Annotated in this window: 19 protein-coding genes; all 19 read right to left on the reverse strand. The window is 32.6% G+C overall.

Annotation, left to right across the window (positions count from 1 at the left end; all coding sequences use genetic code 11):
* Positions 1-38 precede the first annotated feature (38 nt).
* The gene (locus tag ACQV2S_RS02990; protein ID WP_428873490.1) at positions 39-1,034 is read right to left on the reverse strand and encodes a D-2-hydroxyacid dehydrogenase; all 996 of its coding nucleotides are present in this window, start codon (positions 1,032-1,034) and stop codon (positions 39-41) included.
* Positions 1,035-2,062: 1,028 nt separating this feature from the next.
* Positions 2,063-3,544 carry a 4-alpha-glucanotransferase gene (malQ, locus tag ACQV2S_RS02995; RefSeq protein ID WP_428884995.1) on the reverse strand — a complete coding sequence of 494 codons (1,482 nt, stop codon included), beginning with the start codon at positions 3,542-3,544 and terminating at the stop codon, positions 2,063-2,065.
* Positions 3,545-3,736: 192 nt separating this feature from the next.
* The gene (locus tag ACQV2S_RS03000; protein WP_428884996.1) at positions 3,737-4,255 is read right to left on the reverse strand and encodes a DNA-deoxyinosine glycosylase; all 519 of its coding nucleotides are present in this window, start codon (positions 4,253-4,255) and stop codon (positions 3,737-3,739) included.
* A gap of 399 nt (positions 4,256-4,654) precedes the next feature.
* Positions 4,655-6,340: a cache domain-containing sensor histidine kinase gene (locus ACQV2S_RS03005; RefSeq protein WP_428882298.1), complete on the reverse strand. Its 1,686-nt coding sequence runs from the start codon at positions 6,338-6,340 to the stop codon at positions 4,655-4,657.
* Positions 6,337-7,083: a response regulator transcription factor gene (locus ACQV2S_RS03010; protein ID WP_428873485.1), complete on the reverse strand. Its 747-nt coding sequence runs from the start codon at positions 7,081-7,083 to the stop codon at positions 6,337-6,339. The genes ACQV2S_RS03005 and ACQV2S_RS03010 overlap by 4 nt, the downstream gene beginning before the upstream one ends.
* Positions 7,084-7,089: 6 nt before the next feature.
* Complete coding sequence (gene msrB, locus ACQV2S_RS03015) at positions 7,090-8,205, reverse strand: peptide-methionine (R)-S-oxide reductase MsrB (protein ID WP_428873483.1); 1,116 nt, start codon at positions 8,203-8,205, stop codon at positions 7,090-7,092.
* A gap of 1 nt (position 8,206) precedes the next feature.
* Positions 8,207-8,791, reverse strand: coding sequence for a TlpA family protein disulfide reductase (locus ACQV2S_RS03020; protein ID WP_428873481.1), 585 nt, complete (start codon positions 8,789-8,791; stop codon positions 8,207-8,209).
* Between the two features lie 11 nt (positions 8,792-8,802).
* Complete coding sequence (locus ACQV2S_RS03025; protein WP_428873480.1) at positions 8,803-9,519, reverse strand: cytochrome c biogenesis CcdA family protein; 717 nt, start codon at positions 9,517-9,519, stop codon at positions 8,803-8,805.
* A gap of 211 nt (positions 9,520-9,730) precedes the next feature.
* Positions 9,731-11,413 carry a recombinase family protein gene (locus ACQV2S_RS03030; protein ID WP_428873478.1) on the reverse strand — a complete coding sequence of 561 codons (1,683 nt, stop codon included), beginning with the start codon at positions 11,411-11,413 and terminating at the stop codon, positions 9,731-9,733.
* A 54-nt stretch (positions 11,414-11,467) separates the two neighbouring features.
* The gene (locus ACQV2S_RS03035; RefSeq protein ID WP_428873476.1) at positions 11,468-11,641 is read right to left on the reverse strand and encodes a hypothetical protein; all 174 of its coding nucleotides are present in this window, start codon (positions 11,639-11,641) and stop codon (positions 11,468-11,470) included.
* A 524-nt stretch (positions 11,642-12,165) separates the two neighbouring features.
* Positions 12,166-13,008: an ATP-binding protein gene (locus ACQV2S_RS03040; protein ID WP_428884997.1), complete on the reverse strand. Its 843-nt coding sequence runs from the start codon at positions 13,006-13,008 to the stop codon at positions 12,166-12,168.
* A 215-nt stretch (positions 13,009-13,223) separates the two neighbouring features.
* The gene (locus tag ACQV2S_RS03045) at positions 13,224-13,955 is read right to left on the reverse strand and encodes a phage replisome organizer N-terminal domain-containing protein (protein WP_428873472.1); all 732 of its coding nucleotides are present in this window, start codon (positions 13,953-13,955) and stop codon (positions 13,224-13,226) included.
* A 112-nt stretch (positions 13,956-14,067) separates the two neighbouring features.
* Positions 14,068-15,705, reverse strand: coding sequence for a MobQ family relaxase (gene mobQ / locus ACQV2S_RS03050; protein WP_428873471.1), 1,638 nt, complete (start codon positions 15,703-15,705; stop codon positions 14,068-14,070).
* 408 nt (positions 15,706-16,113) lie between these two features.
* A complete protein-coding gene (locus tag ACQV2S_RS03055) occupies positions 16,114-16,380 on the reverse strand; it encodes a DUF3847 domain-containing protein (RefSeq protein ID WP_428873470.1) in 267 nt (88 codons plus the stop codon).
* A gap of 69 nt (positions 16,381-16,449) precedes the next feature.
* Entirely contained in the window at positions 16,450-16,935 is a 486-nt protein-coding gene (locus ACQV2S_RS03060; protein WP_428884998.1) for a restriction endonuclease subunit S, read from the reverse strand.
* An 11-nt stretch (positions 16,936-16,946) separates the two neighbouring features.
* Positions 16,947-18,848: an N-6 DNA methylase gene (locus ACQV2S_RS03065; RefSeq protein ID WP_428884999.1), complete on the reverse strand. Its 1,902-nt coding sequence runs from the start codon at positions 18,846-18,848 to the stop codon at positions 16,947-16,949.
* Between the two features lie 80 nt (positions 18,849-18,928).
* Positions 18,929-19,513 (reverse strand): GNAT family N-acetyltransferase, encoded by a 585-nt coding sequence (locus ACQV2S_RS03070; RefSeq protein WP_428873467.1) that lies wholly within the window; start codon positions 19,511-19,513, stop codon positions 18,929-18,931.
* A 68-nt stretch (positions 19,514-19,581) separates the two neighbouring features.
* Positions 19,582-21,045 carry an N-6 DNA methylase gene (locus ACQV2S_RS03075; RefSeq protein ID WP_428873466.1) on the reverse strand — a complete coding sequence of 488 codons (1,464 nt, stop codon included), beginning with the start codon at positions 21,043-21,045 and terminating at the stop codon, positions 19,582-19,584.
* The gene (locus ACQV2S_RS03080) at positions 21,035-21,253 is read right to left on the reverse strand and encodes a helix-turn-helix domain-containing protein (RefSeq protein WP_428873464.1); all 219 of its coding nucleotides are present in this window, start codon (positions 21,251-21,253) and stop codon (positions 21,035-21,037) included. The genes ACQV2S_RS03075 and ACQV2S_RS03080 overlap by 11 nt, the downstream gene beginning before the upstream one ends.
* Positions 21,254-21,335: the final 82 nt, after the last annotated feature.

Genomic DNA, 21,335 nt, shown 5'->3' on the forward strand with positions numbered 1-21,335 from the left:
AAAATTAGATATACAAAATTGTATATCTAATTTTTATCTTAATTTACTCGATTTTTGGTTGTTCCAGTTTTAATGACATCTAATGTAGCGTTTAGGCCGCCTTCTACTAAGTTTTTTACTGATTCATCCGTATAAAATGCAATATGAGGAGAATAAATCACCTTAGGATGGTCTAATACTTTTACAAAGACTTCATCTTCAATTTCCTTGTCTGAAAAATCTTTGGGAATATAAGGCGCTTCATGTTCATAGGTATCCAGTCCAGCTCCTAATAGGATGCCCTCATCTAAAGCATTTAGTAGTGCCGTCGTATCAATTACTGATCCTCTTGCCATATTTAATAAGACTGCTCCTTGCTTAAACTTCTTAAACATCTTCTCATCAAATAAGTGGTGATTTTCCTCAATAGCAGGTATGTGTAAAGAAACAATATCTGCTTGTTCTACTGCCTGTTCTATCGAAGATTGATACTCTAATAAATCCTTCAGTTCATCATTTGGGTATAAATCATATCCAACTATTTTAGCGCCCATCCCTTTAAAAATTTGTGCGACACATTGGCCAATATGACCGGTACCGATAATTGCAACGGTCATATTTCCGATTACTCGACCTCTAATATTTGGTGTCCAAGAAAAATTATGCTTCTTCACTTGTTCTTGAATAGCATCATAATGCCGAATAAGATTCATCGCCGTCAAAGCTGACCATTCTGCAATTGATTCTGGTGAGTAAGTAGGGACATTGGAAACGATCAAATGATGACGTTTAGCCATTTCCAAATCATACATATCCACTCCAGCACTTCTTTGAGCGATCTGTTTAATGCCAAATGCCTCTAACTTAGCATAAATCGATTGCTCTAAAGGAGCCACTTGGGATAAGGTGACCCCATCATACCCTTCTACTTGGTAAATTGTCTTTTCAGTTAAAATATCTTGCAACATCTTAACTTCTACATTGGCTTTATTGGCCCAAGCCTCAACTATCGGTCTTTCTTCATCCCGGATACCAAATGCGATTATTTTTGTCATAATGACTCTCCTTTCTTTTTCACACTTATTCTATAAATAAACGTTTTTAAATACAAACAATTACTCTTTTTTTACAAAGTATCTCCACAGCCTAAAATTTTTGGTCTAAGCTCGAAGTCTCAATAGAAAAAACCTCCTTTTATAAGATTGTGATGGCCACAAAACAATCACAAACAGGAGGTCCCTTATAGAAAAATTTAACACAAAACGAATGACTGCACTCGCACAAGGTGAGTCTGTTCAGTAATTTTGCGCCTAGCCTTAGAAGATGCCATTAACTTTTTGCTGAACAAAGAGCGGTCGATCCTTCTTAATTTTAAAAATAGGAAGCCGAAGGCTAACAAAAACACCCCATAAAAAGATTATGTTTGTCTTCATTGTGGCCCTGCTTTTGCTCCTATTAGACGTGGAAATGATTCAAAAGAAGCAATTAATCAACAAATCCAGCGAATCAGCAAAGTGAAAGAACAATTTCCTCATACAGCAGCTCTGGAGAAAACGATTTTTTGTTATATCACAGAGTATGATGCAAAGTTCAGACATCGGATACATGAAGCTTTGATAAAGTCCGCTTCAAACTTCAACACCTTGTGGATCAAAAAGGAGCTGTTCACAAAAAAATAAAAAGAGAGCTAACAATGCGCTAAGTAGCTTGAATGGATGAGTCAGCGCCCTTTGCTTCCCTCGCCTTTTAGCTGAGCATACTTGCAAGGCAAATATTCAATCATATCAATGCAATCGACAGCTCATCAAAATGCGAGCTGACTATTAGAAAAGAGTAAAAATGCTGGTCTGTTTATTATAATTTTGCGATCTAGCTTACACTATTAATTTGACACTAAGAAAATCATAATAAAATTGACTCCCTTCTAAAATCTTTGAAAGGCAAAGTAATTAAATTCTTTGATCCATGAAATGCATTATTGCCAGAAACTATTAGCAAGAATCTTTCTGAAAGAAATCAATGATAAGCATCCGCAAGAAACAGGATAGCCATTTCTTTTACTGTTGAAATATTAATACTGTCCTTAGCGATAATAAGTTTGGGTGAGTTTCAACAATTTAGTCTTGACAGTTTCTGTTAATTGTTCTTTCGTCATACGCCATTTCCAGTTTCCTCCTAATGTTGCAGGAGTGTTCATTCGTGATTGGTTATCTAGGTCCAAAAGATCTTGCATACGAAAAATTGCTAAGTAAGATCGTGACATAGCAATTCCACGATTTAGACAATCAGCTATACTTTCGTCTTTTAATTCTCCTAGATAATTTTTTATTTTATCTATAGACGCCGGACTCGCTGTATCTTGTGCCCATCCCCTAGCTGTTTCATTGTCATGAGTGCCAACATAAGCTATTGAATTGTGTGGATAGTGGTGGGGGAGATCTGGTGAGTCACCCACTTCCTCAAAACCAAACTGTAAGATTTTCATCCCAGGAAAACCGGTCGCTTCTCGCATAGCAATCACGTCAGCTGTCATAAAACCTAAATCTTCAGCGATAATATTTAAGTCTCCTAACGCTTCATTGACAGCAGCAAACAAATCATAACCTGGTCCTTTAGACCATGCTCCTTCAGCGGATGTTTTAGCCGAAAGCGGAACTTGCCAAAAAGACTCAAACCCTCTAAAATGGTCGATTCGCACCCAGTCGTAAAGTTTAAAACTCTCTTTAAAACGTTGGACCCACCATTTATAATTTTGTTGACGATGATATTCCCAGTCATAAATTGGATTGCCCCAAAGTTGTCCATCGGTGGAAAAGTTATCAGGTGGCGTTCCTGCTACTAGAGTCGGATTGCCCTCTCTATCGACTTTGAATAATTCTGGATGGGTCCACATTTCTACGCTATCTCTCGAGACATAGATCGGCATATCTCCAATAATCTCAATCCCTTTTTGATTGGCATAGGCTTTTAAGGATTGCCATTGTTGGTAAAAAAAGAATTGGGTTATTCGATAATAATCAAGTCGTTCAGCTAAATCTAAACGATAGCTAGCTATAGCATCAGCCTCCCGTTTTCTTGCTGGTTCATCCCACTCATACCAAGCTTTAAGATCAAACGTTTCTTTAATCGCCATATATTCAGCAAAAGGATTTAACCAATCCTGATTTTCTTGTATAAATTGTTGGTAGCTATCACTTAGATTCTTGTTTTTAAAACGTTGAACGGCACTTTCCAAGATAGTTTGGCGACTTTTAAAGATTAAAGCATAGTCCACTGACTTTCTATCTTGGCCGAAGTCGATTCCTTCTATATCTTCTAACGTTAATAAATCTTCTTTTTGCAGTATGTCTAAATCAATAAAATAAGGATTTCCGGCATAAGCTGAAAAAGATTGATAAGGTGAATCTCCATAAGAAGTCGTTGTTAGAGGTAATATTTGCCAGTATTTTTGTTTAGTATCCGATAGAAAATCAACAAAATCATAAGCTGCTTGCCCAAAGGACCCAATTCCATAATCGTTGGGTAGCGAAGATATATGCATTAAAACCCCACTTGAACGTTCCATCTTTTCCTCCTTTGATTTAATCATTTGTTTATATTGCTTGTTCTTTTACATTCAGTCCTTCCCCACTCATCTATTAGTAATAGTCAACCATGACATATACCATTATCTTGAGTCTGCTCTACTTTATTTTTTCTCCCATCCTTAATAGAGTATGTTCATTATACCCATTCTGGCCCATTTTTCACTAATCCTTTATTCATCTAGATAGGTGATTATTTTTTTCCATTCTAAAAACAAATCATCTAAACGAAATCGCGCATTGGCTGGACTGGTAGAAGATAATTTAATTCCCCTAATACCCATATTTTTTGCATGATATTTTTGATAATACTTATAAGAAGTAGTTCCATTACAGAAAACTTGCTGAATAGATGCTTTGTCAAAAATCATTTTTAAATTAGAAGGAATTACATTTTTAATGCTAGCGTCACTCGAACCGACAATATCGCATTGATATATCGAATCATAAACGGCAATTTTATGATTCATTAAAAATTTTCTTCTTTCTTCTATATTGGAACTTAATGCTTCATTAAATAGTTTTTCCATTAAAGGCCAAAAACGGTTTTGTGGATGTCCATAGAAAAAACCATACTCTCTCGTTTTCACTGAAGGGAATGAGCCTAAGATTAAGATTTTAGAGTCCTTTTTATAGAATGGCTTCAAGGGATGAATAATTGTTTGATAATCCTTTTTGCTGTCTTTAGTCATTGAATAATTCCTCCTCTCGATGACTTTATGATCCATCTAACTTGCTGTCTATCATTTCTAGCTCACATTTTCTCACTTAATCAAAAAGGCTTTCCTTTAGCAAAAAGGCACAAGACTTATTGTTGAATTACTTTCAGATCTTCTCCCTTCTACTTACTTGAGTAAGCTCAGGGTTTATTTTTTTGATGAAATACATAATAGCTTCTAACTAATCCTATTTTTGACTTTTAATGCGTCAATAAATTGCTATCTTTTCTTATTTACATTTTAAATGATTGATTGTTTGATAACAAATTTTACGGTTAGGACTGTCAAGTCAAAAAGAACCAGGAACGTTTTACAGTGTCGCTGGTTCAATTCTTTTAACGGTCTTGTAGAAATTTAGGATAGAAATACTTTTTAGATTTTTATCTTTAATGTTACCCTAGTTAATTGATCATCACTGGTATAGCTTAGGCCATAAGCTTCTCCGTAGAGGATTTTCAGTCTTTGATCCACATTAGCCATACCTATACCGCCTAGTTTAGGCTTTGGCTTGTTTGAATGCTCTTTACCTTTAAATCCTATCCCATCATCTTCCACTTGAATCATTAAAGCGTTCGCTCCAATCCTGGAAGTAATTTGGATATGCGACTGGCCTTTTTTAGTTTTAATACCATGATAAATAGCATTTTCAACAATCGGTTGAATAATTAACTTAGGTACTAAAATTTCACCTGTATTTGCTCCAAGCGAAATATCGTAATCAAATTTATCATCATACCTAATCTTTTGGATGTTCATATAATTTTTAACCTGCTCTACTTCTCTCTTCAATTCAATAACGTCCTCATCCACACTCAAGGTGGTCCGTAATAAACTACCTAAAGATTGAATAACTTCGACAGCTTGATCTTTTTCTCCTAGTTCAACCAGCCATAAAATAGTATCCAAAGTGTTATAGATAAAATGTGGGTTAATTTGACTTTGAAGGGCTTTTAATTCATAAGTACGCTTAGCTTTTTCCTTTTCTTCAATTGCCTCTGTCAATTTTTTTACCCGATTTAATAACAAATTATACTCCAAGGTCAGTTCTCTGATTTCTAGAGAAGCTTGTTGGTTTACCGGGATATTCGAAAATTCTTGATTCACTTTTTTCATCTCATCAATTAAGTCCACAATAGGATTGGTGACTTTTTTTGATACGAAAATCGAAAGAAAAATACTTGAAAGTAGAATTAAAAAAGCCCAGATAAGCATTTCGGTAATCAGCTTTCTATTTAGAATGTAAATTTCTTCAGGACTTCTAACTTGCGTCAATTGCCAATTTGTATTCGGAACATAGATTGATGAAATAATGTAATCTTCTTTGTTAAAAGCACTCGAATCTTCAATAATAGCAAGGTAATTGGCCTTTTCTTTTAGCGAATCACCATTCATCTGTTCAGAATCAAAAATCAGCTGCTTATTTTCATCTACAATAAAGGCAAAACCATTTTCCCCTAAATTTACCGTAGAAATATAATCTTCAATAAACTTATAGGAGACATCTATGATAGAAAGTCCTTGAAATTGTCTATTAGCATCTTCGATTTTATGACTCAAGGAAATGACTCGTTCACTTTTATTCATGGTAAAGCCCGAATGATTTTCACGAGTAATTTGAGCCATGTTATTCGACTTTAAAGCTGTTTGGTACCAGTCTTCATTCAACACCGACGCTTTACTTTCCATTACGCTTCCGGTTTGAGTAATTAACTGACCGGATTGAGTAATTATCATAATATTTTTTATAATGTTATCGCTCGATTTTATTAAATCAAGCGTGCTTTTTAAAGCACGCTCATCAATTGCTTGCTCCTGATCACTATTTAATTCGGGGGTCATGGCTAATAAACTATTTAAACTTTTCATCTTCTCAAGATAAGAAGCAATATATAAACTAGCCGTCTTCAACTGCTGACTGTTTTCCATTTCGATATTTTGCTTAATAATTTTAACTGAAGACCTATAATTAGCATAAGATAATATTAAAACGATCATCATTGAAATACTGAAAAAGTATACACTGATTTTTCGGTCAAATCGGTTGCGCATTGTTTTCATTTTTTTGCCTGCCTAAACTGTTTGGGGGTGATTTGATAATATTTTTTGAACTTAGTGATAAAATAATTGACATCTTCGATTCCGATCTCATGCGCAATCTCATAGTTCTTTTTATCGCTTGATAGTAAAAGTAGCTTTGCTTTCTCCATACGTCGTTTATTGATATAGTCCTGAAAGCTCATTCCATAGTAATCTTTGATCAAAACAGACAAATAATTACTATTATAGCCGATTGCTTCCGCCATCTGACTAAGCGACAAATCAGCTTGAAATATATGTTTATCCAAATAGTCTTCAATCAAATCTGAGCGTTTAACCCTATCGACTTCTTCAGGAACTAATGCCTGAATTTCATCTTTTTGACGTTTTTCTTTTATCTTAGTAATCGCTGTTTGTAAGATGAACTCAATGTCTTTTTTGGATACTGGTTTCAAAATATAATCATCCACTTTAGCTCGAATAGCCTTTTGCATGTATTCAAAATAATCGTAACCTGTTAAGATAATAATATAAATTTTGGGATAATTAGCCTTGACAGATTCAGCCACACTCAAGCCATCCAGCTTAGGCATATTAATATCTAGAAGCAAAATATCAGGTTGAAAGTCTTCTACCACATTTAAAGTTTCTTCACCATCTTCTGCTTCATAAACGTCTGAAATGCCTAAATCTTCTAATGGAATTAATTGTTTAATACCCCTGCGAATGATTGATTCATCATCAGCTATCAATAATTTCAACATAATAACCTACTTCACAAAATTTATTAAGGATTCATAGCCTGCAGCTTTCATTTCTTCTAATGGGATAAAATCAATTGAAGCACTATTAATACAGTACCTCAAACCGCCTAATTCTTCAGGCCCATCTTCAAACACATGACCTAAATGTGAATCGCCTGCACGGCTTCTAACCTCGATTCTACTCATATTATAACTTAAATCTTCATTATATGTTACGACTTCCTTAGCGATGGGGCGAGAAAAAGATGGCCAGCCACAGCCAGAATCAAACTTATCTTTTGAACTAAAGAGAGGTTCACCCGTAGCTACATCGACATAAATTCCCGCTGCTTCATTATCCCAATATTCGTTAGAAAAAGAAGACTCTGTATCATTTTTTTGCGTTACTTTATATTGTATGGCTGTTAATTTATCTTTGAGCTCTTGATCACTTGGCTTTGGATATAGAGCCGGATCAATTAAAGGTTCATTAGCCTTATTCAAATCAATATGACAATAGCCATTGGGGTTTTTCTCTAAATAATCTTGATGATATTCTTCAGCTGGATAGAAATCTTTCAATTCTTCTACTTCTACTTGAATGGTTTTACGATATTTGGCCTGTTCTTTATCTAAGCGAGCTTGAATGATCGCTTGATCAGTAGTTTCAGTAAAATAAATACCTGTGCGGTATTGAACACCGCGGTCATTTCCTTGACGGTTCTTACTCGTTGGATCAACTACTTTTAGATAATAATCTAACAGTCCATCTAAAGAAATGCGCTCCGGATCATAGGTCACCTCAACCGTTTCGGCATGGCCCGATCCTTTAATCACTTCTTCATAACTTACTTCCCTCTTGTTTCCATTCGCATAGCCACTGATTACATCTGCAACACCGTAGACTCTTTCCATATAGGCTTCAACACCCCAGAAACAGCCACCGGCTAAATAAATTTTTTTCAAATCAGCAGAAGAATAATCGATGTCTTTGTTAGGGTTCACTTTGCTTTTAGCTTTCTCTTGATCCAATATGGCGTCAATTTCAGCTAATTTACTGTCATTCACTTTATTGTTAGAACTCACTTGTGAACAAGCGACTAAAAATAGGGCAAACGCCAATAAAACGAATATCTTTTTCATCTTAATTCTCCTTTGCTAAGGCTTCAAACAATTGAGTTAATGTTTCTTTGCGAATTTCACCTGGAATAATCTTTACTGGCACCCCTTGACTATCAATCAAGGCATTAGTTGGCATTGAACGTACTCCATAATTAGCAAAGGTCTGACCCTCTTCATCTAAAAGTACTTTCATATTATTGTATTCTAGCGAATTAAACCACTCCATAAAATCTTCTTTGTTTTTCTCCCCGTTATAACCAGGAGAAACAATCGTTACAACTTCAAAGTCATTTTCTTGACCAGCTAAAGTATTTAAATCTTCTAAGCCAGCTAAACAAACCGGACACCAGGATGCCCAAAACTTGACATAAACTGGCTTGCCTTTTTGTTCTGCTAAAGAATAATCTTTTCCCTTTAAATCTTTTAAGGTGAAATCATAAGCACTTTCTCTTTTTGAAGATATGCTTGAATCCTCTGAAACTTTATTTGTCTTTTTAAGCTCTTGGGCTGAATTGTTCGATTCGCCATCTGTAGTCTCTTGGTTGGAAGCTAAGGCACAACCACTTGCGATTGAAGCGACAGCTAGTAATAATATAAATCTTTTCATTTCATTTCCTCCTAATTGAATAAGTTATTAAAATAAGCGACTAAGTTGGGAAGTTGATTGGTCATTAGGACGATTCCCATTATCATTACCAAGAAGCCACCTGTTCGTTTGATGGTTACCAGATGTTTTTTGAAAAAGCTAACACGGTCTAACATATAAGTGGATAGAATCGCCATAATCAAAAAGGGAATCATTAGCCCTAATGAGTAAATTAACATCAAGAAGGCTCCGTAAAATTGAGTATCTCCGCTGGCGGAAGTGACTAAAACAGCTCCTAATATTGGTCCTACACAAGGTGTCCAGCCAAGACTAAAGGAAACACCCATCAGATAGGTTCCTAAGGCTTTTTTCTGTTTTACATTCACTTGTATTCCACGCATACGATCCAGTTTTTTAAAGTGGATGATATCCATTTGGTGGACACCCAGTAAAAAAACTAAAAAGCCTGCAAAGATTAAAATGGAAGAATTATTTAGGGCTTGGCCTAACCATCCTGCGCCAAAACCTAAAATAATAAAACTGGTTGAAAGTCCTAATACGAAGGACATGGTTTTAATAATGCCTCCCTTATTGATTTCGAACTTGCCAATTTTTAATTTTTGATATTCTCCTGCTTCATCCGTCATAAAACCAATATAGACTGGAATTAAGGGGAAGGTACAGGGTGCAAAAAATGACAATAATCCGGCAACAAACACGGAACTGAGTAAAATGTTTTCTCCTATCATAATGTTTTCCTTTCAAAAATGTATTTTTTCTTTATAGCTTAATTATAGAAGTAAGACGAAAGGATTATAATCGAAGATCGTTTTAAAAAACTTTAATTTGATTGTATTATTTATCATTTAATACAATTTATACTTTTCATATAAAAAAGAGCTGTTCCAATTCCTTATTGAAGAAAATTGGAACAGCTCTTAATTTCATTGGTTTAAAATCTTATTTATTGAGTTTTGTTAATAAAGCTACCGTCTCCACATGTGTTCCATTTTCCAAACCTATTAATGTATCTTCCTCAATGATTGGAAGCTTAAAAGTAATAGATTTTAACCATTGTCCATTTGGTTGCTTATCTTGATATATTTCAATCTCTTCAATAAGAACTTCCATAAGTTTTCTTCGTTCTTCATCATTCATAAGATCATACAATTTATCAAAATAAATCAATATCTTATATATATTATCCCCTGTTAATTTTTCAGCTTCAATATTTCTTCTTTTCGCTTTTAAATCTATAAGACTTCTCTCTATCACTTCAATTTTGTCATATGCTTTATATAATCTATTTTCGAAATCCTCTTTGATCCGACTATAATACTTATCCTCAACATCTAAGTTATCTAAATCTTCTAAGATTTTTGATTTTAACAAGTTACTTTTTCTCAGCTCGTTTTCGTAATTTTCTATCTCATTATCTATATTACTTGTATCAACCTTCATGTTAATTTTTTCTTGCATTAGACGAGCAAATTTTGGGTTACTTACCAACTTGGTAATCACTTCAGCTACTGCCCCATCTAATATTTCTTTTCGAATTTGTTTATTGAAGGTACATTTATGACCACGAACTTTTTTTCTATGCTTACATCCATAATAAAAAAAGTCTTTATACTTTGATCCATCTTTTTTATACTTAACGCTTTTATTGCCTAATAAGCCAACACCACAAATAGGACACTTGATTAAGCCAGATAGCAAATGAGTGGTTGTTCCTCTTGGCTTATGTAAATATTCATATTTCTTAGCTTGGCTTGCGACCTTAATCTGAGCTGCTTCCCATACTTCATTACTGATAATTGCCTCGTGAATACCATCAGCTACTAAATAATCATCTTGTTCTACCAATTGATATTCATTACGTGTCCCATGCTTCTTTTCTGTTCTTCGTCTACCATAAGCAATTTTGCCATTATAGATAGGATTTTTTAGAATACGAGTGATTAGACTTGCACTAAAGAGTGGATTCTTTCCATTTTGTCTGGGAATCTTCTTTATGCCCTGGTTGTCTAAATATCTCGCTATGCTGTTTGCTCCCATAGTGGTATTGACATACTTATCAAATATAACACGGATAGCATAAGCCTCTTCTTCGTTTATCTGTAGCTCACCATCAACAAGCTGATATCCATATGGAGCAAACCCACCATTCCATTTGCCTTCTCTTGCCTTTTGCAATCTACCTTCCATAGATTGAGCTCTTATATTTTCCCTTTCAATTTCAGCAACAGCAGAAAGAATAGAAATCATGAGCTTGCCAGCATCTTTTGATGAATCAATTCCATCTTCAACACAAATTAAATTTACACCAAAGTCTTGCATGACCTGTAAAGTTGATAGAACGTCAGCTGCATTTCTTGCAAATCTAGACAGCTTATAAACTAGGACAAAGGAAACGCAATCTTTACCAGACTTAATATCTTGCATCATTTGTGTGAAAGCAACACGCCCTTCAATAGATTTTCCTGATTTGCCAGCATCTTCATACTCACCGACTATCTCATAGTCATTAAAGTCAGCATATGCTTTCATCTTAGCTTTTTGAGCCTCTAAAGAATATCCATCTATTTGCAAGGTGGTTGAAACTCTCGTGTAAATATAAACTTTTTTCTTCTCTTTTCTCATACAAAACCCTCGCTTTCTTAAAATAGTTTGGACATTTATCTCACGACTATTATATCATTTAAATCCTTTTTCCTGCGATAGTTTTGTAAAATTTATATCTTTTATTTCATCTTCATTATCAGAAGTAATTGGAATAGGATTAGGCAAATTATTAACATCCAAATCTTCAGCATATTTTCCAATTAAATCCGCTAATAAGTTAGCTAATCCATTCCATTGATACTCCAATCTCTCACCTCCTTTCTTGTTTGCGAATTATTTAGTTTTATGACATAAACGAGTGCAATGGAATTGCTACATAGGCATCTCACCTCTGCCCCTGTTCTAGATGGGCCAGCGTCAACTGTAGAAGTATCATTATCACCACTTAATTCATCGCTTAAGGTTTCCACGCCTTAATTAAACTCATTTATTTATCGCTTGCTTCCTTCTATCCTTAGAATTTTCTAGTATTCATTTAAACCGATTACTAAGCAGGAAGGTCTAGGCGTATCTAAGCTCATGCTCCTTAAATGGATAACGTCTCGTTGTGGTCTATTCAGTTGTCAAAGATCAAATAGAGTAAATGTCCCTCTACTTTATAAAGTGAAAAAATGACCCTATTGGACCGCTTTTCTCGAAGATTGACACTCTTTTGAGACTACATTGAGACTTTTAAGCTTGTTATTTCGTTCTAAAAATAGAATGTGACATTCTTACTACCTTCTTGATAATAAAAAAGCGACTAGAATTTTTTACTTTTCTAGTCGCTCTTAGTTGTCTATTAATTTTTTTGCTTTTGCTATCTTGTCTTTTCGTTTTTCTTTTCGTCTGTCCTTACCATCTACTTTTAAGGGTACTCCCATTTCTAGTATTCTTGAATAAATTCTTGCCAGCATTAGGTTTTCTTGTTCCCTCTCCAGTTCTCTATAATCTATATTGGTTGTGATAATGGTCGGTTTACTTTTCTGATACCTTGCATTTATCACATTATAGACTTGTTCTAGAGCATACTCTGTATCTCTTTCTATGCCAAAATCATCAAGAACTAGTAGGGTCTTACTTGCTAGGCTATTTATATATTCATTTCTATCAAGGTTAAATCCACCCTTTTGTAAATCATTTAGTATTTGAGAAAAATTCATAACCTTACATTCATAAAGGTGTTTTTCAATGATATCATTAACTATGGAACAAGTAAGATAGGTTTTTCCACTTCCCACTCCCCCATAGATGATTAAACCGATATTATCCTTTTTCATTTCTTCAAATTTCTCTACATAGTTTCTCGCCTTTCTGATTAGGTCTTTATCTATGACTTCATCAGAGTTTCTAAAGGTATACTGACTTTGACTTCTTTCTACAAAACATCTTCTTTTAATTTCTTCCACCTTTAAGGCTCTTTGTCTTTCTTTTTCAAGTTTTTCTCTTTCCCTATCACATTTACAGGCTCTTCTAAATATCATCTTTTTATTTATAAAGTCTATTACTTCTCCATCTACTTGTTCATTACAAGACTTACAGTAAACATGCCCCTCTTTTTCATAATCCCTATCAAGATTGTACTTAAAATTAACTCCTTTGATTTTTATGGTGTTATTATTTTTATCTGTCATTTTCTCCTCCTAAAAAAATAAGGGGGTAACAATTCGTTACTCCCTTTGTGGTAATAAAAAAGCGACTAGAATTTTTTACTTTTCTAATCGCCTTGTACTTCTTATTGATTTTCATTTCTTAAATTGTGTAAGCTAATTTAAAGGCTTTTTTTATTCTTCCCTATAGAATTAATCATCTTTTCTATTAACTCATCTAAAAATCCCTGTCCACCCTCTTATATGCTAGGACTATCATCATAGTTAGATGTAGTTTTTCTTTTATCTGATTTATTTATAAGTTTATTCTTATCTTCTTCATACCAGTTAAGGATTGTTACATAGTGGTTTTTATAGTCTTTACCACTACTTTCCATATACCTTGATAATTTATCTACCATGATTTTAGTGTGGTCTTTTAACTCTTCCTCTAGTTTTTTATATTCTTCTCCTGATAACTTAACATTTTTAAATTGACCATAAAAGGGGGTGGAGGACATTTGGTCTTTTTCTATCCCCTCTATTCTCTTATCTCTATTCTCTATTCTCTTATCTCTATACTCTGGTGGACAATTGTCCGTTAAAGCTATTAGTTTCTTTTTGTTTTCAAGCCTTGCTCTTCTCTTTCTTTCCCCCTCTGTTGATGATTTCCCTATAAATAATTCTATATCTGCCATATATAAAATGTTATCAGGTAATTGGTCTATTAATTCGAGTTCTAAAAATATATTAATTGCTCTTTCTATTGTTCCTGTTTGGTGACGAGTTATAGTAGCAATCATTTCTGTTGTATAAGGTATATTATCTCTAAATATTAACTTTCCATTGTTTTTAAGGCTCATTAGATATAGTTTTAGTAGAATGTTTGAATACATAACTCCGTCTTTCATGCTTTCAAGTAAAATTATAGTTTCACTTGTAAAAAAATCTTCCTTTAGTTTTAGATAGTAGTATTTTTTATTATCGCTCATTTCTCCTCCTTAAATTCATAAGGACTGAACAATTTATTCAGTCCTCTATTTCCTAATTATTTTTTTATGTTGTTCCTATTTAGGACTTCATCTTTTATTTTCTAAACGGTGCTTATCTTTCTTCATTTTTTTGGTATTTCTCCCTTGCTTTCTGTCTGTATCCATCATCTTTTTCTTGTTGTTTTTCAAATTTTTTTATCTGTTCAATGATACTTGGCTTTTCTCCCCTCTTTACTGACTTGTCTATTTCAATGGATAGGTCAATGCCATAATCATCATTAACTATTTTTACTGCATACTTAATGTGATTAATCTTTGAAAAATCATCTTTAATATTTTCTTTTGTTTGATTTAATCTTTCAATTTCTATCTCTAAATCATTAACTTGCTTTTTCCACTCTTTAGGTTTTATGGCTGATGAACCTGTTTGCTTTTCTAAATAGGTTCTCACTCTTTTATATTTATCTATTTTTGCTTGATTTTGCTTGTAGTAGCTATCTTTAAATACCTTTTTATTATCCCATGTCTGATATACTCCCTTTGTGTTTTTAATAATATCAGCATAGACTAAGCACTTATTCAGCTTGTCTATTTCTTCTGTCTTATCCTTTATTTCCTTTGATACTTTTCTATTTTTAGCCTGTAAGCTATCTATTTTCCCTTGTAAATCTGCTATGGTTTCTAAATTGTTATCGTGAAGATATACTCTCGCACTAGCAAATCGTTTAAGGTCGGCTAAACCTTTCTTTTCTCTCCAATAACTATTTAGGTATTTTCTTTTATCCACTTGAATATCATGGTAAATTGAGATGTATTCATAGAGATTAAAGAGTTCTGCCTTGTTCTCTAACTCATCTTTTTTATCTTGTTTATATTCATCATACTTTGATTGAAGTTTTCCGATTAAACTTCCTAACCATGAATTGATTTCAGATAATCTATTCTTAATTTCCTTGACTAAGCTGTTATGTTTTTTAATCTCTCGGTTGATATTCCCTTTTTCTGTTTCTATGCCTTGTATTTCTAAGGCAGAAGCACTTGCTCCCATATGAATGGTGGGTATTTCATCTCGTCCTTGTCTTTCATAGGAACGATGGTCTACTCTTTTTTGAAGATTATTTTCTTCAAGATACTTATTACATAAATCTGCAAAGTTTGCCCTCCACTTTTCAGCATTGCCCCGATTATTCCAATCAGTGAGTTCTATTTTTCTTGTTTTTTGTTTACCACTTTTTGTAAGGACTGGCTCCCCTTTTTCATCAAAGACATATTCTTTTTTGCTTTTCTGCCCCCATGATCCATCTTCATTTAGTGGTCTGACTGTTGTCATAATATGAGCGTGAATATTCTGATTTCCCTCATCACTTTCATCATGAATAGCAAGGTCTGCTATCATTCCTTGTGATACAAAATTACTTTCAATAAATTCTGCTATAAGTTTTTTATTTTCTTCAATACTTAATTCTTTGGGTAAGGCTATAATAAAACTTCTCGCCAGTTGAGCATTGATTGCTTTTTCATTTAGTTCCACACTATTCCATAAAGTTGCCCTGTCTTTAAATTCTTCTTTTGCATTTTCAGGTAAAAATATTTCCTTGTAGATTAAGTCTTTTTTGTTATGGTAGTCATGGGTTACTCCGTCCCATTCATTGGTTATTTTCTCTCTTGATATATAGGCTGAACTAGAAACTGCTGACTTCCCCTTTCCTCTACTTACCATAGAAATATTAAAATGAAAACTCTCTGCCATCTTCTAACTTCCTTTCTTGTTTTTGGTGTCGGTCTTAATAAATTTTTTTGAACCTCCAATTAGTGAATGAGCGTTTTGAAATGATAAAATAAAAAAAGCCGACGATACTAAACTTACTTTCTTATTTCAGTATGTCGGCTTAATGATTACCATTCATTTCAAATTTTTATTGTCAAGGGCGAGCGGTAGCGAGTTTATTTTACCCTTGACTATAAAAAAGCAAATGGATATTTTTATGAAATTGTATTTTAGAAAAATTTGATAAAGGCTTTAGCCTTTTATTGCTCCCTGCAAGGGCCAAGCACCGCAGGTCGCAAGGACACCCTTTAGGGTGTATAATTGCGCCCTTAGAAAATCTAAGGGATTGATTATGTTATTTTCTCTTTCAAAACTTCTTCCTTTTTCCTATCAATCCATATTCAGAAAAACTTTATCTAATATTTCAATAATTTCATCATTGCTTTTTTCTTCTGCTTTCTCAATATAGCTTTCTAAGATTGCCCCTCTTTCTATTAGTCTTTTTGTCCTTTTCTTCCTTTCTCTCTGACTAATCTGTCTTTTGATTTTCTTCTCTTGGTTCTTTAATTGCTCAAGTTCAAATTCACATTTTTCTTTTTCTTCTAATAAATTTTCTATCTCATATTTTACTTGATTTAATCTTTTTGTATTTTTCATTTCTTCATCTCCTCTTAAAATTAGACATAAAAAAAGCGACTAGAGTTTTATTTCTAATCGCTTTCTCTGCTACTGTAAATATGAATTAAGAACTTTACTTATTTCACTATTTAAGTCAATTTGATTTTTTTCTAAGTTTTTAATTTCTTTTTCTAGTTTAATAACTTTTCCCATTTCTTCATTTTGTTTCTTTATGTTTGGAACATTTATAGTTATACTTTTAACTCTATCTATTGATGCTCTATGACTTCTTGAAAACCCTACTGATTTTCCAGCTTTTTCTAAAACATAAGTCATATATCTAGGATTTATTTTACTATCATCAATAGTCATATATCCACAATGATCAGTTGGATAAAATTCATATCCTTTTTCAAAAATATTTACCATCCAATCTCCATCTATCCCCCACACAATATAGTCAGTTTCAAAACTTTCAATTAATGCTTTATCTATATTACCCATAGGTTCAAATACATTGGCACTGTATACTGGTATACCTTTTTCTGTTAATTCACTTTGTAGAACTCTCTTTCCAATAGACAGGCTGAACACGTTGGTATCACTTAGTTTGTACCCCCCCCATCATTTTTTATGACTTCAAGATCTTCAAATATTTTCTGAATTTGAGATTGATAATCTTCTATTTTCATACGAGTAGTTTCATATTTTTCTTCTATTTTTTCACATTCTGATATTATTTCTTTTTGTACTTCTATAGGTGGTACTGGGATTTTTATATTTTCAAAATCTGATGAAATATTTTTTATATTCCCACCTAATGCAATACTTTTTATTTGTTGATCAATTTTATTTGATGATAAAACCAAAAATAAATATTTAGGGAGTATTTCTTCTATCGATCCTAATCTTATTATTCCCATAAATCCACCAGCATATTTTTTAAGGTTTTCATATATAAATGCCATTTTTCCAATATGTTTCAAGCTCCCACTAGAAAAACAGATGAAAATATCATTTTTTAACAGTTGTTTTTCTGCAGGTAATTCGTAGTCATCTTCAATATAAATTTCTTTTTTTATATCTAAAATATTATGCAACGTTATATTATCAGCAGTTAAAACAATATTACTAGTAATATTTAAACTTTCTTTATTCTTAGGATATGTTACTCCTCTAATTATACTCAATTCATTTATCTCTTTTATTTTCTTTACAGTATATTTACTTTTAATCTTTATGACTTCTCTTTTAATCAGGCTTATACCCTTATCAAACTTTTCCCTTTCAAAGTCAAGCATATTCCTTGTTTGAATAATATTTATAAATTCCTCTAGAGAATCATCAATATCTACTATGTTATTATTAAATGCATTTCTAATAATAGGAGCTATATGTTTATCACTGTTTCTATCTTTAGGGTCATATAATCTCCCTCCTAGATTTCTAATTCGTATTCCCTCACTCCCCTTACGATTAGACCATTGATAGCCTAAAAAATCATACTGTCCTGTTGCCGTTGTCGGAGATTTTACTACCACTGTTTCCTGCTCTCTTACAAGAGCAAAATAGAATATTTTTTCTTTTTCAACTTCCTTAATATTGCTATAAAAAATATTGTTTACATTTTCTTTTTGTTCTGATTCTGATTGATTTTTAAATGAACTACGACCTTGTAAATTTCTTAATTCTGTAGAGCTTTTAAAGTCATCTACATACATTTTAAAATAATTATTTTCCAATAAATCAGTATAATCTCTAGCTTCTTCTATAAATTCAAGATATAAATTCTTTTCTACCCCTATATGCTCAAGATAATCTTCTAATATTTCGTTGTCCATCCATTCAGCTGTTTTCTCATTGTTGAAAACAGCCTGGACTGTATCTTCTATGATTTTAAAATATTTTGGTGGCTCGTTATATTTTTGTAAAAATAAAATGACCGTGTTTGTATTTGTAGCAGCAAAAGTTTTATCTGCAAATTGAGAAATAGCTTTTATCTTGAAGTTTTTTAAAATCTCATCTCTTGCACCTACATAACTGTTTGATGTATTGCTCAAAATAGGAGATGGGAGTATAACAGCAGCTATACCATTAGGTTTTAAAAGCTGAGATATCCTTTCAACGAATAAAACCTCAATTTCACTACCCTCATTTGATATAGATTCTGTTAGTTCAAAATCATTTTCTTTTAAATTTAAATGTGACTTAAATGCCCTTACAGAATAGGGAGGATTAGCAACTAAGATATCAAAGCTGTTATTTTCAATTCCTTTGCTTTTATGATTATCTAAACCATCTCCAAAAATGATATTTCCACTACCTGCACCATTCATAAAAAGAGAGATTTTAGAAACTCTTGCTAATCTATAATCTTTTTCTATACCATAGATATTTTCAGCTATCCAATTATTATTGGTATTTTCTTTTATCTGATTGATTAGGTCAATCCCCTCTGTTAAAAAGTGACCACTTCCACCTGCAAAATCATATAGCGATATCAACATTTATAGATGCTGATTTTTTGTTAATTTAGGTGGATTGTTAACCATACAAACTAAAAATATCATACAGAATCACGTTTCTTTTAAACATTAGTTTTATTCTTATTATCCCATTCATTTTTTAGTATTACGGTTAAAATTGCCTCTTCTTCAGTTTCATACCTAGTCTTAAAGGTATGCTCTAAGAGGTAAGTAAAACCTAATTTTTCATTTACTCGCTTTGATTGATTATTCTTCTTAAAGAATCCACAAAAAACTGCATCTAATCCGATATCCTCAAAACAATATTTCAAAACCGCTAAACCGGCTTCTGGCATGTATCCCTTCCCCCAAAAATCTTTACTTAGAACATATCCAATTTCTCTACATTTTAAATTTTTGAATTCTTGGCCAGCTAGTCTTTCATCGTACTTATCTATACCAAAAGAACCGATAACTTTTCCAGATATTTTGTCTTGTATTGCAAAAGTCTTTTTATCACTCATGAACATATCTAAAATTTTCTCAGACTCTTCAATTGATTGATGATGAATCCATCCTGCCATCTCACCAACACCAGGAACCTTTGCATACTCATAAAAATCATTTAGATCCTTTTTCTCAAAGGGTCTTAAAATAAGAGATTTGGTTTCTAACCTTACCCCTGTAATATCAATATCTTGATTCATACTTACTCCTTTTATCCTTCAACTTTCCAAAATCATATATTTTCACAATTGGGGAATTTAGAAGTGTTTTATTTTTGTAAAGGGTTTGAAGCCCTGTCCCTATCGTTACTATTTGCCGTTGTCATAATTATGACACGAAAACCACAAGCGTAATCTATTATTTTAGGATAGCCATCTTCCTTTGAAAGACTTTTTAAGTTATTTATTGGCAAGCTTTCCCAAATAAATCTTGTAATTGGAATAGGTGTAAAGAACTGTCCCTCATTTTGCTTAAAGCCTTGATTTAATAGTTGTTCAAACAAATCTCCTAAAAATTGATGTTTAGATGAGTATACAATCCTGTAATGTTCAAATAGTTTAACCACTTCTACTAGAATTTTACCATTTTGTCTAAAAAGCTCCTCATTGTGTACATCTTTAAAAGCAAAATCACTATTAGAATAGAATTTTAACTTTCTAAATGTTTCTTTTAAATCTTCTATAGCATTTTTCCTATTCTGTCCTTTGTAGGTTGAAAATAAATTTAAAGGATATTCTGATGATACATAAAATATTTCTTCTTTCATAAATTTATCCATCCCCTCTTTATAAAGCCTTTGAAGTCTATCTAAGAGGGTCTCATAAGTATCTGTTCCGAATTTATATTGAAAGTCAACTATATCATCTTCTTCTTTATTTATTTCATCTACAAGTTTACAAATAAACAGTGCCGTTAATTTATTAAAAGCATTTTCCTTATCTGATACATTATTGTGCCTTAATATCTCTTCAAATTTATTTACAATTTTATCTCTTGGATTAAACTCTTTTAAGTCTTTTTTTCTAAGTGGTTTTTCTCCAATGTTATAGGCAATTGTATCCTCAGAAAAAATTAAGTCTCCATATGTTTTCTGATCATAGGTTTCTACCCATGTTTCAAAAGTCTTTTCTTTAGAATTTGCATTTTCATATAGGTCTATACTTTTGTCTTTTTTTGCTTTTTCTAAGATATCTTCTGTATCAAATACTGGAATTGTCTTTATTTGATGGTTTAGCTTTCCATCTTTAAAGCTTGAAGCATATAGCATTAGCCATTTTGTAGATTTTTCTTGTTGTAAATATGAAAATAGTTGTCCACCATCTGATTTTAATGTTTTAAGCTCTTTATCAAATTCATCTCCATAGGTTTTGCACTCAATTATAAAGAGCATATCATTGCCAGTAGCGTTCATAACACATATGTCAGCACGACCACTTTTTTGTAAATGACCTAATGACCATCTTTTTTCAATTTCTATGTGTGACGGTTTATATCCTTTTTCTAATAGCCTATGAATACATTCTAAAACGACAAAATTCTCATTGCTAGAAAAATTTGTAGTCTGCCTTTCATTTACTATCATCCCCTTTTCCGTAGGATAAATTATTTTTTCATTTGAAAAGTCTACAAGAATATCACAGTTAGTTTCTTCAAAATGATAAGAATAGTTACCGTCAACTTCTTCATAACCTAAAAAAATTAATAATTCTTTCAGGTTGTCTTTAGTTATCATTTTTTTCTTCCTCCTTGAATTCAATTACTTCATTAGGAGAAAGTTTCATCTTCCTACATATCTGTTCTAAGTTTCTCATGGATATGTAGTCATTTTTCCCTAACTTTGCTAATAAATTTCCTGAAATACCTACATATTCTTGAAATTCAACTTTTCCCATTTCTCTTTTGGCTAGTTCTATCCATAAAGGTCTATAAGATACTCCCATTTTATCTCTCCTTATATCTGATTTAATATATATTCATTTTAATTATTATTTTAGACACTATGCCTAGTATATCATTTATCTT

This window comes from Facklamia sp. P13064 (assembly GCF_050409425.1).
Classification (GTDB): domain Bacteria; phylum Bacillota; class Bacilli; order Lactobacillales; family Aerococcaceae; genus Facklamia.

Coding starts and splice junctions, on each gene's coding strand:
- msrB (WP_428873483.1), bottom strand. CDS start 8,205: ATGAAAAAGATATTCGTTTTATTGGCGTTTGCCCTATTTTTAGTCGCT.
- ACQV2S_RS02990 (WP_428873490.1), bottom strand. CDS start 1,034: ATGACAAAAATAATCGCATTTGGTATCCGGGATGAAGAAAGACCGATA.
- ACQV2S_RS03045 (WP_428873472.1), bottom strand. CDS start 13,955: ATGAGCGATAATAAAAAATACTACTATCTAAAACTAAAGGAAGATTTT.
- ACQV2S_RS03040 (WP_428884997.1), bottom strand. CDS start 13,008: ATGACAGATAAAAATAATAACACCATAAAAATCAAAGGAGTTAATTTT.
- ACQV2S_RS03065 (WP_428884999.1), bottom strand. CDS start 18,848: ATGTTGATATCGCTATATGATTTTGCAGGTGGAAGTGGTCACTTTTTA.
- ACQV2S_RS03030 (WP_428873478.1), bottom strand. CDS start 11,413: ATGAGAAAAGAGAAGAAAAAAGTTTATATTTACACGAGAGTTTCAACC.
- ACQV2S_RS03010 (WP_428873485.1), bottom strand. CDS start 7,083: ATGTTGAAATTATTGATAGCTGATGATGAATCAATCATTCGCAGGGGT.
- mobQ (WP_428873471.1), bottom strand. CDS start 15,705: ATGGCAGAGAGTTTTCATTTTAATATTTCTATGGTAAGTAGAGGAAAG.
- ACQV2S_RS03055 (WP_428873470.1), bottom strand. CDS start 16,380: ATGAAAAATACAAAAAGATTAAATCAAGTAAAATATGAGATAGAAAAT.
- ACQV2S_RS03000 (WP_428884996.1), bottom strand. CDS start 4,255: ATGACTAAAGACAGCAAAAAGGATTATCAAACAATTATTCATCCCTTG.
- ACQV2S_RS03025 (WP_428873480.1), bottom strand. CDS start 9,519: ATGATAGGAGAAAACATTTTACTCAGTTCCGTGTTTGTTGCCGGATTA.
- ACQV2S_RS03080 (WP_428873464.1), bottom strand. CDS start 21,253: ATGGGAGTATCTTATAGACCTTTATGGATAGAACTAGCCAAAAGAGAA.
- ACQV2S_RS03075 (WP_428873466.1), bottom strand. CDS start 21,045: ATGATAACTAAAGACAACCTGAAAGAATTATTAATTTTTTTAGGTTAT.
- ACQV2S_RS03005 (WP_428882298.1), bottom strand. CDS start 6,340: ATGAAAACAATGCGCAACCGATTTGACCGAAAAATCAGTGTATACTTT.
- malQ (WP_428884995.1), bottom strand. CDS start 3,544: ATGGAACGTTCAAGTGGGGTTTTAATGCATATATCTTCGCTACCCAAC.
- ACQV2S_RS03020 (WP_428873481.1), bottom strand. CDS start 8,791: ATGAAAAGATTTATATTATTACTAGCTGTCGCTTCAATCGCAAGTGGT.
- ACQV2S_RS03070 (WP_428873467.1), bottom strand. CDS start 19,513: ATGAATCAAGATATTGATATTACAGGGGTAAGGTTAGAAACCAAATCT.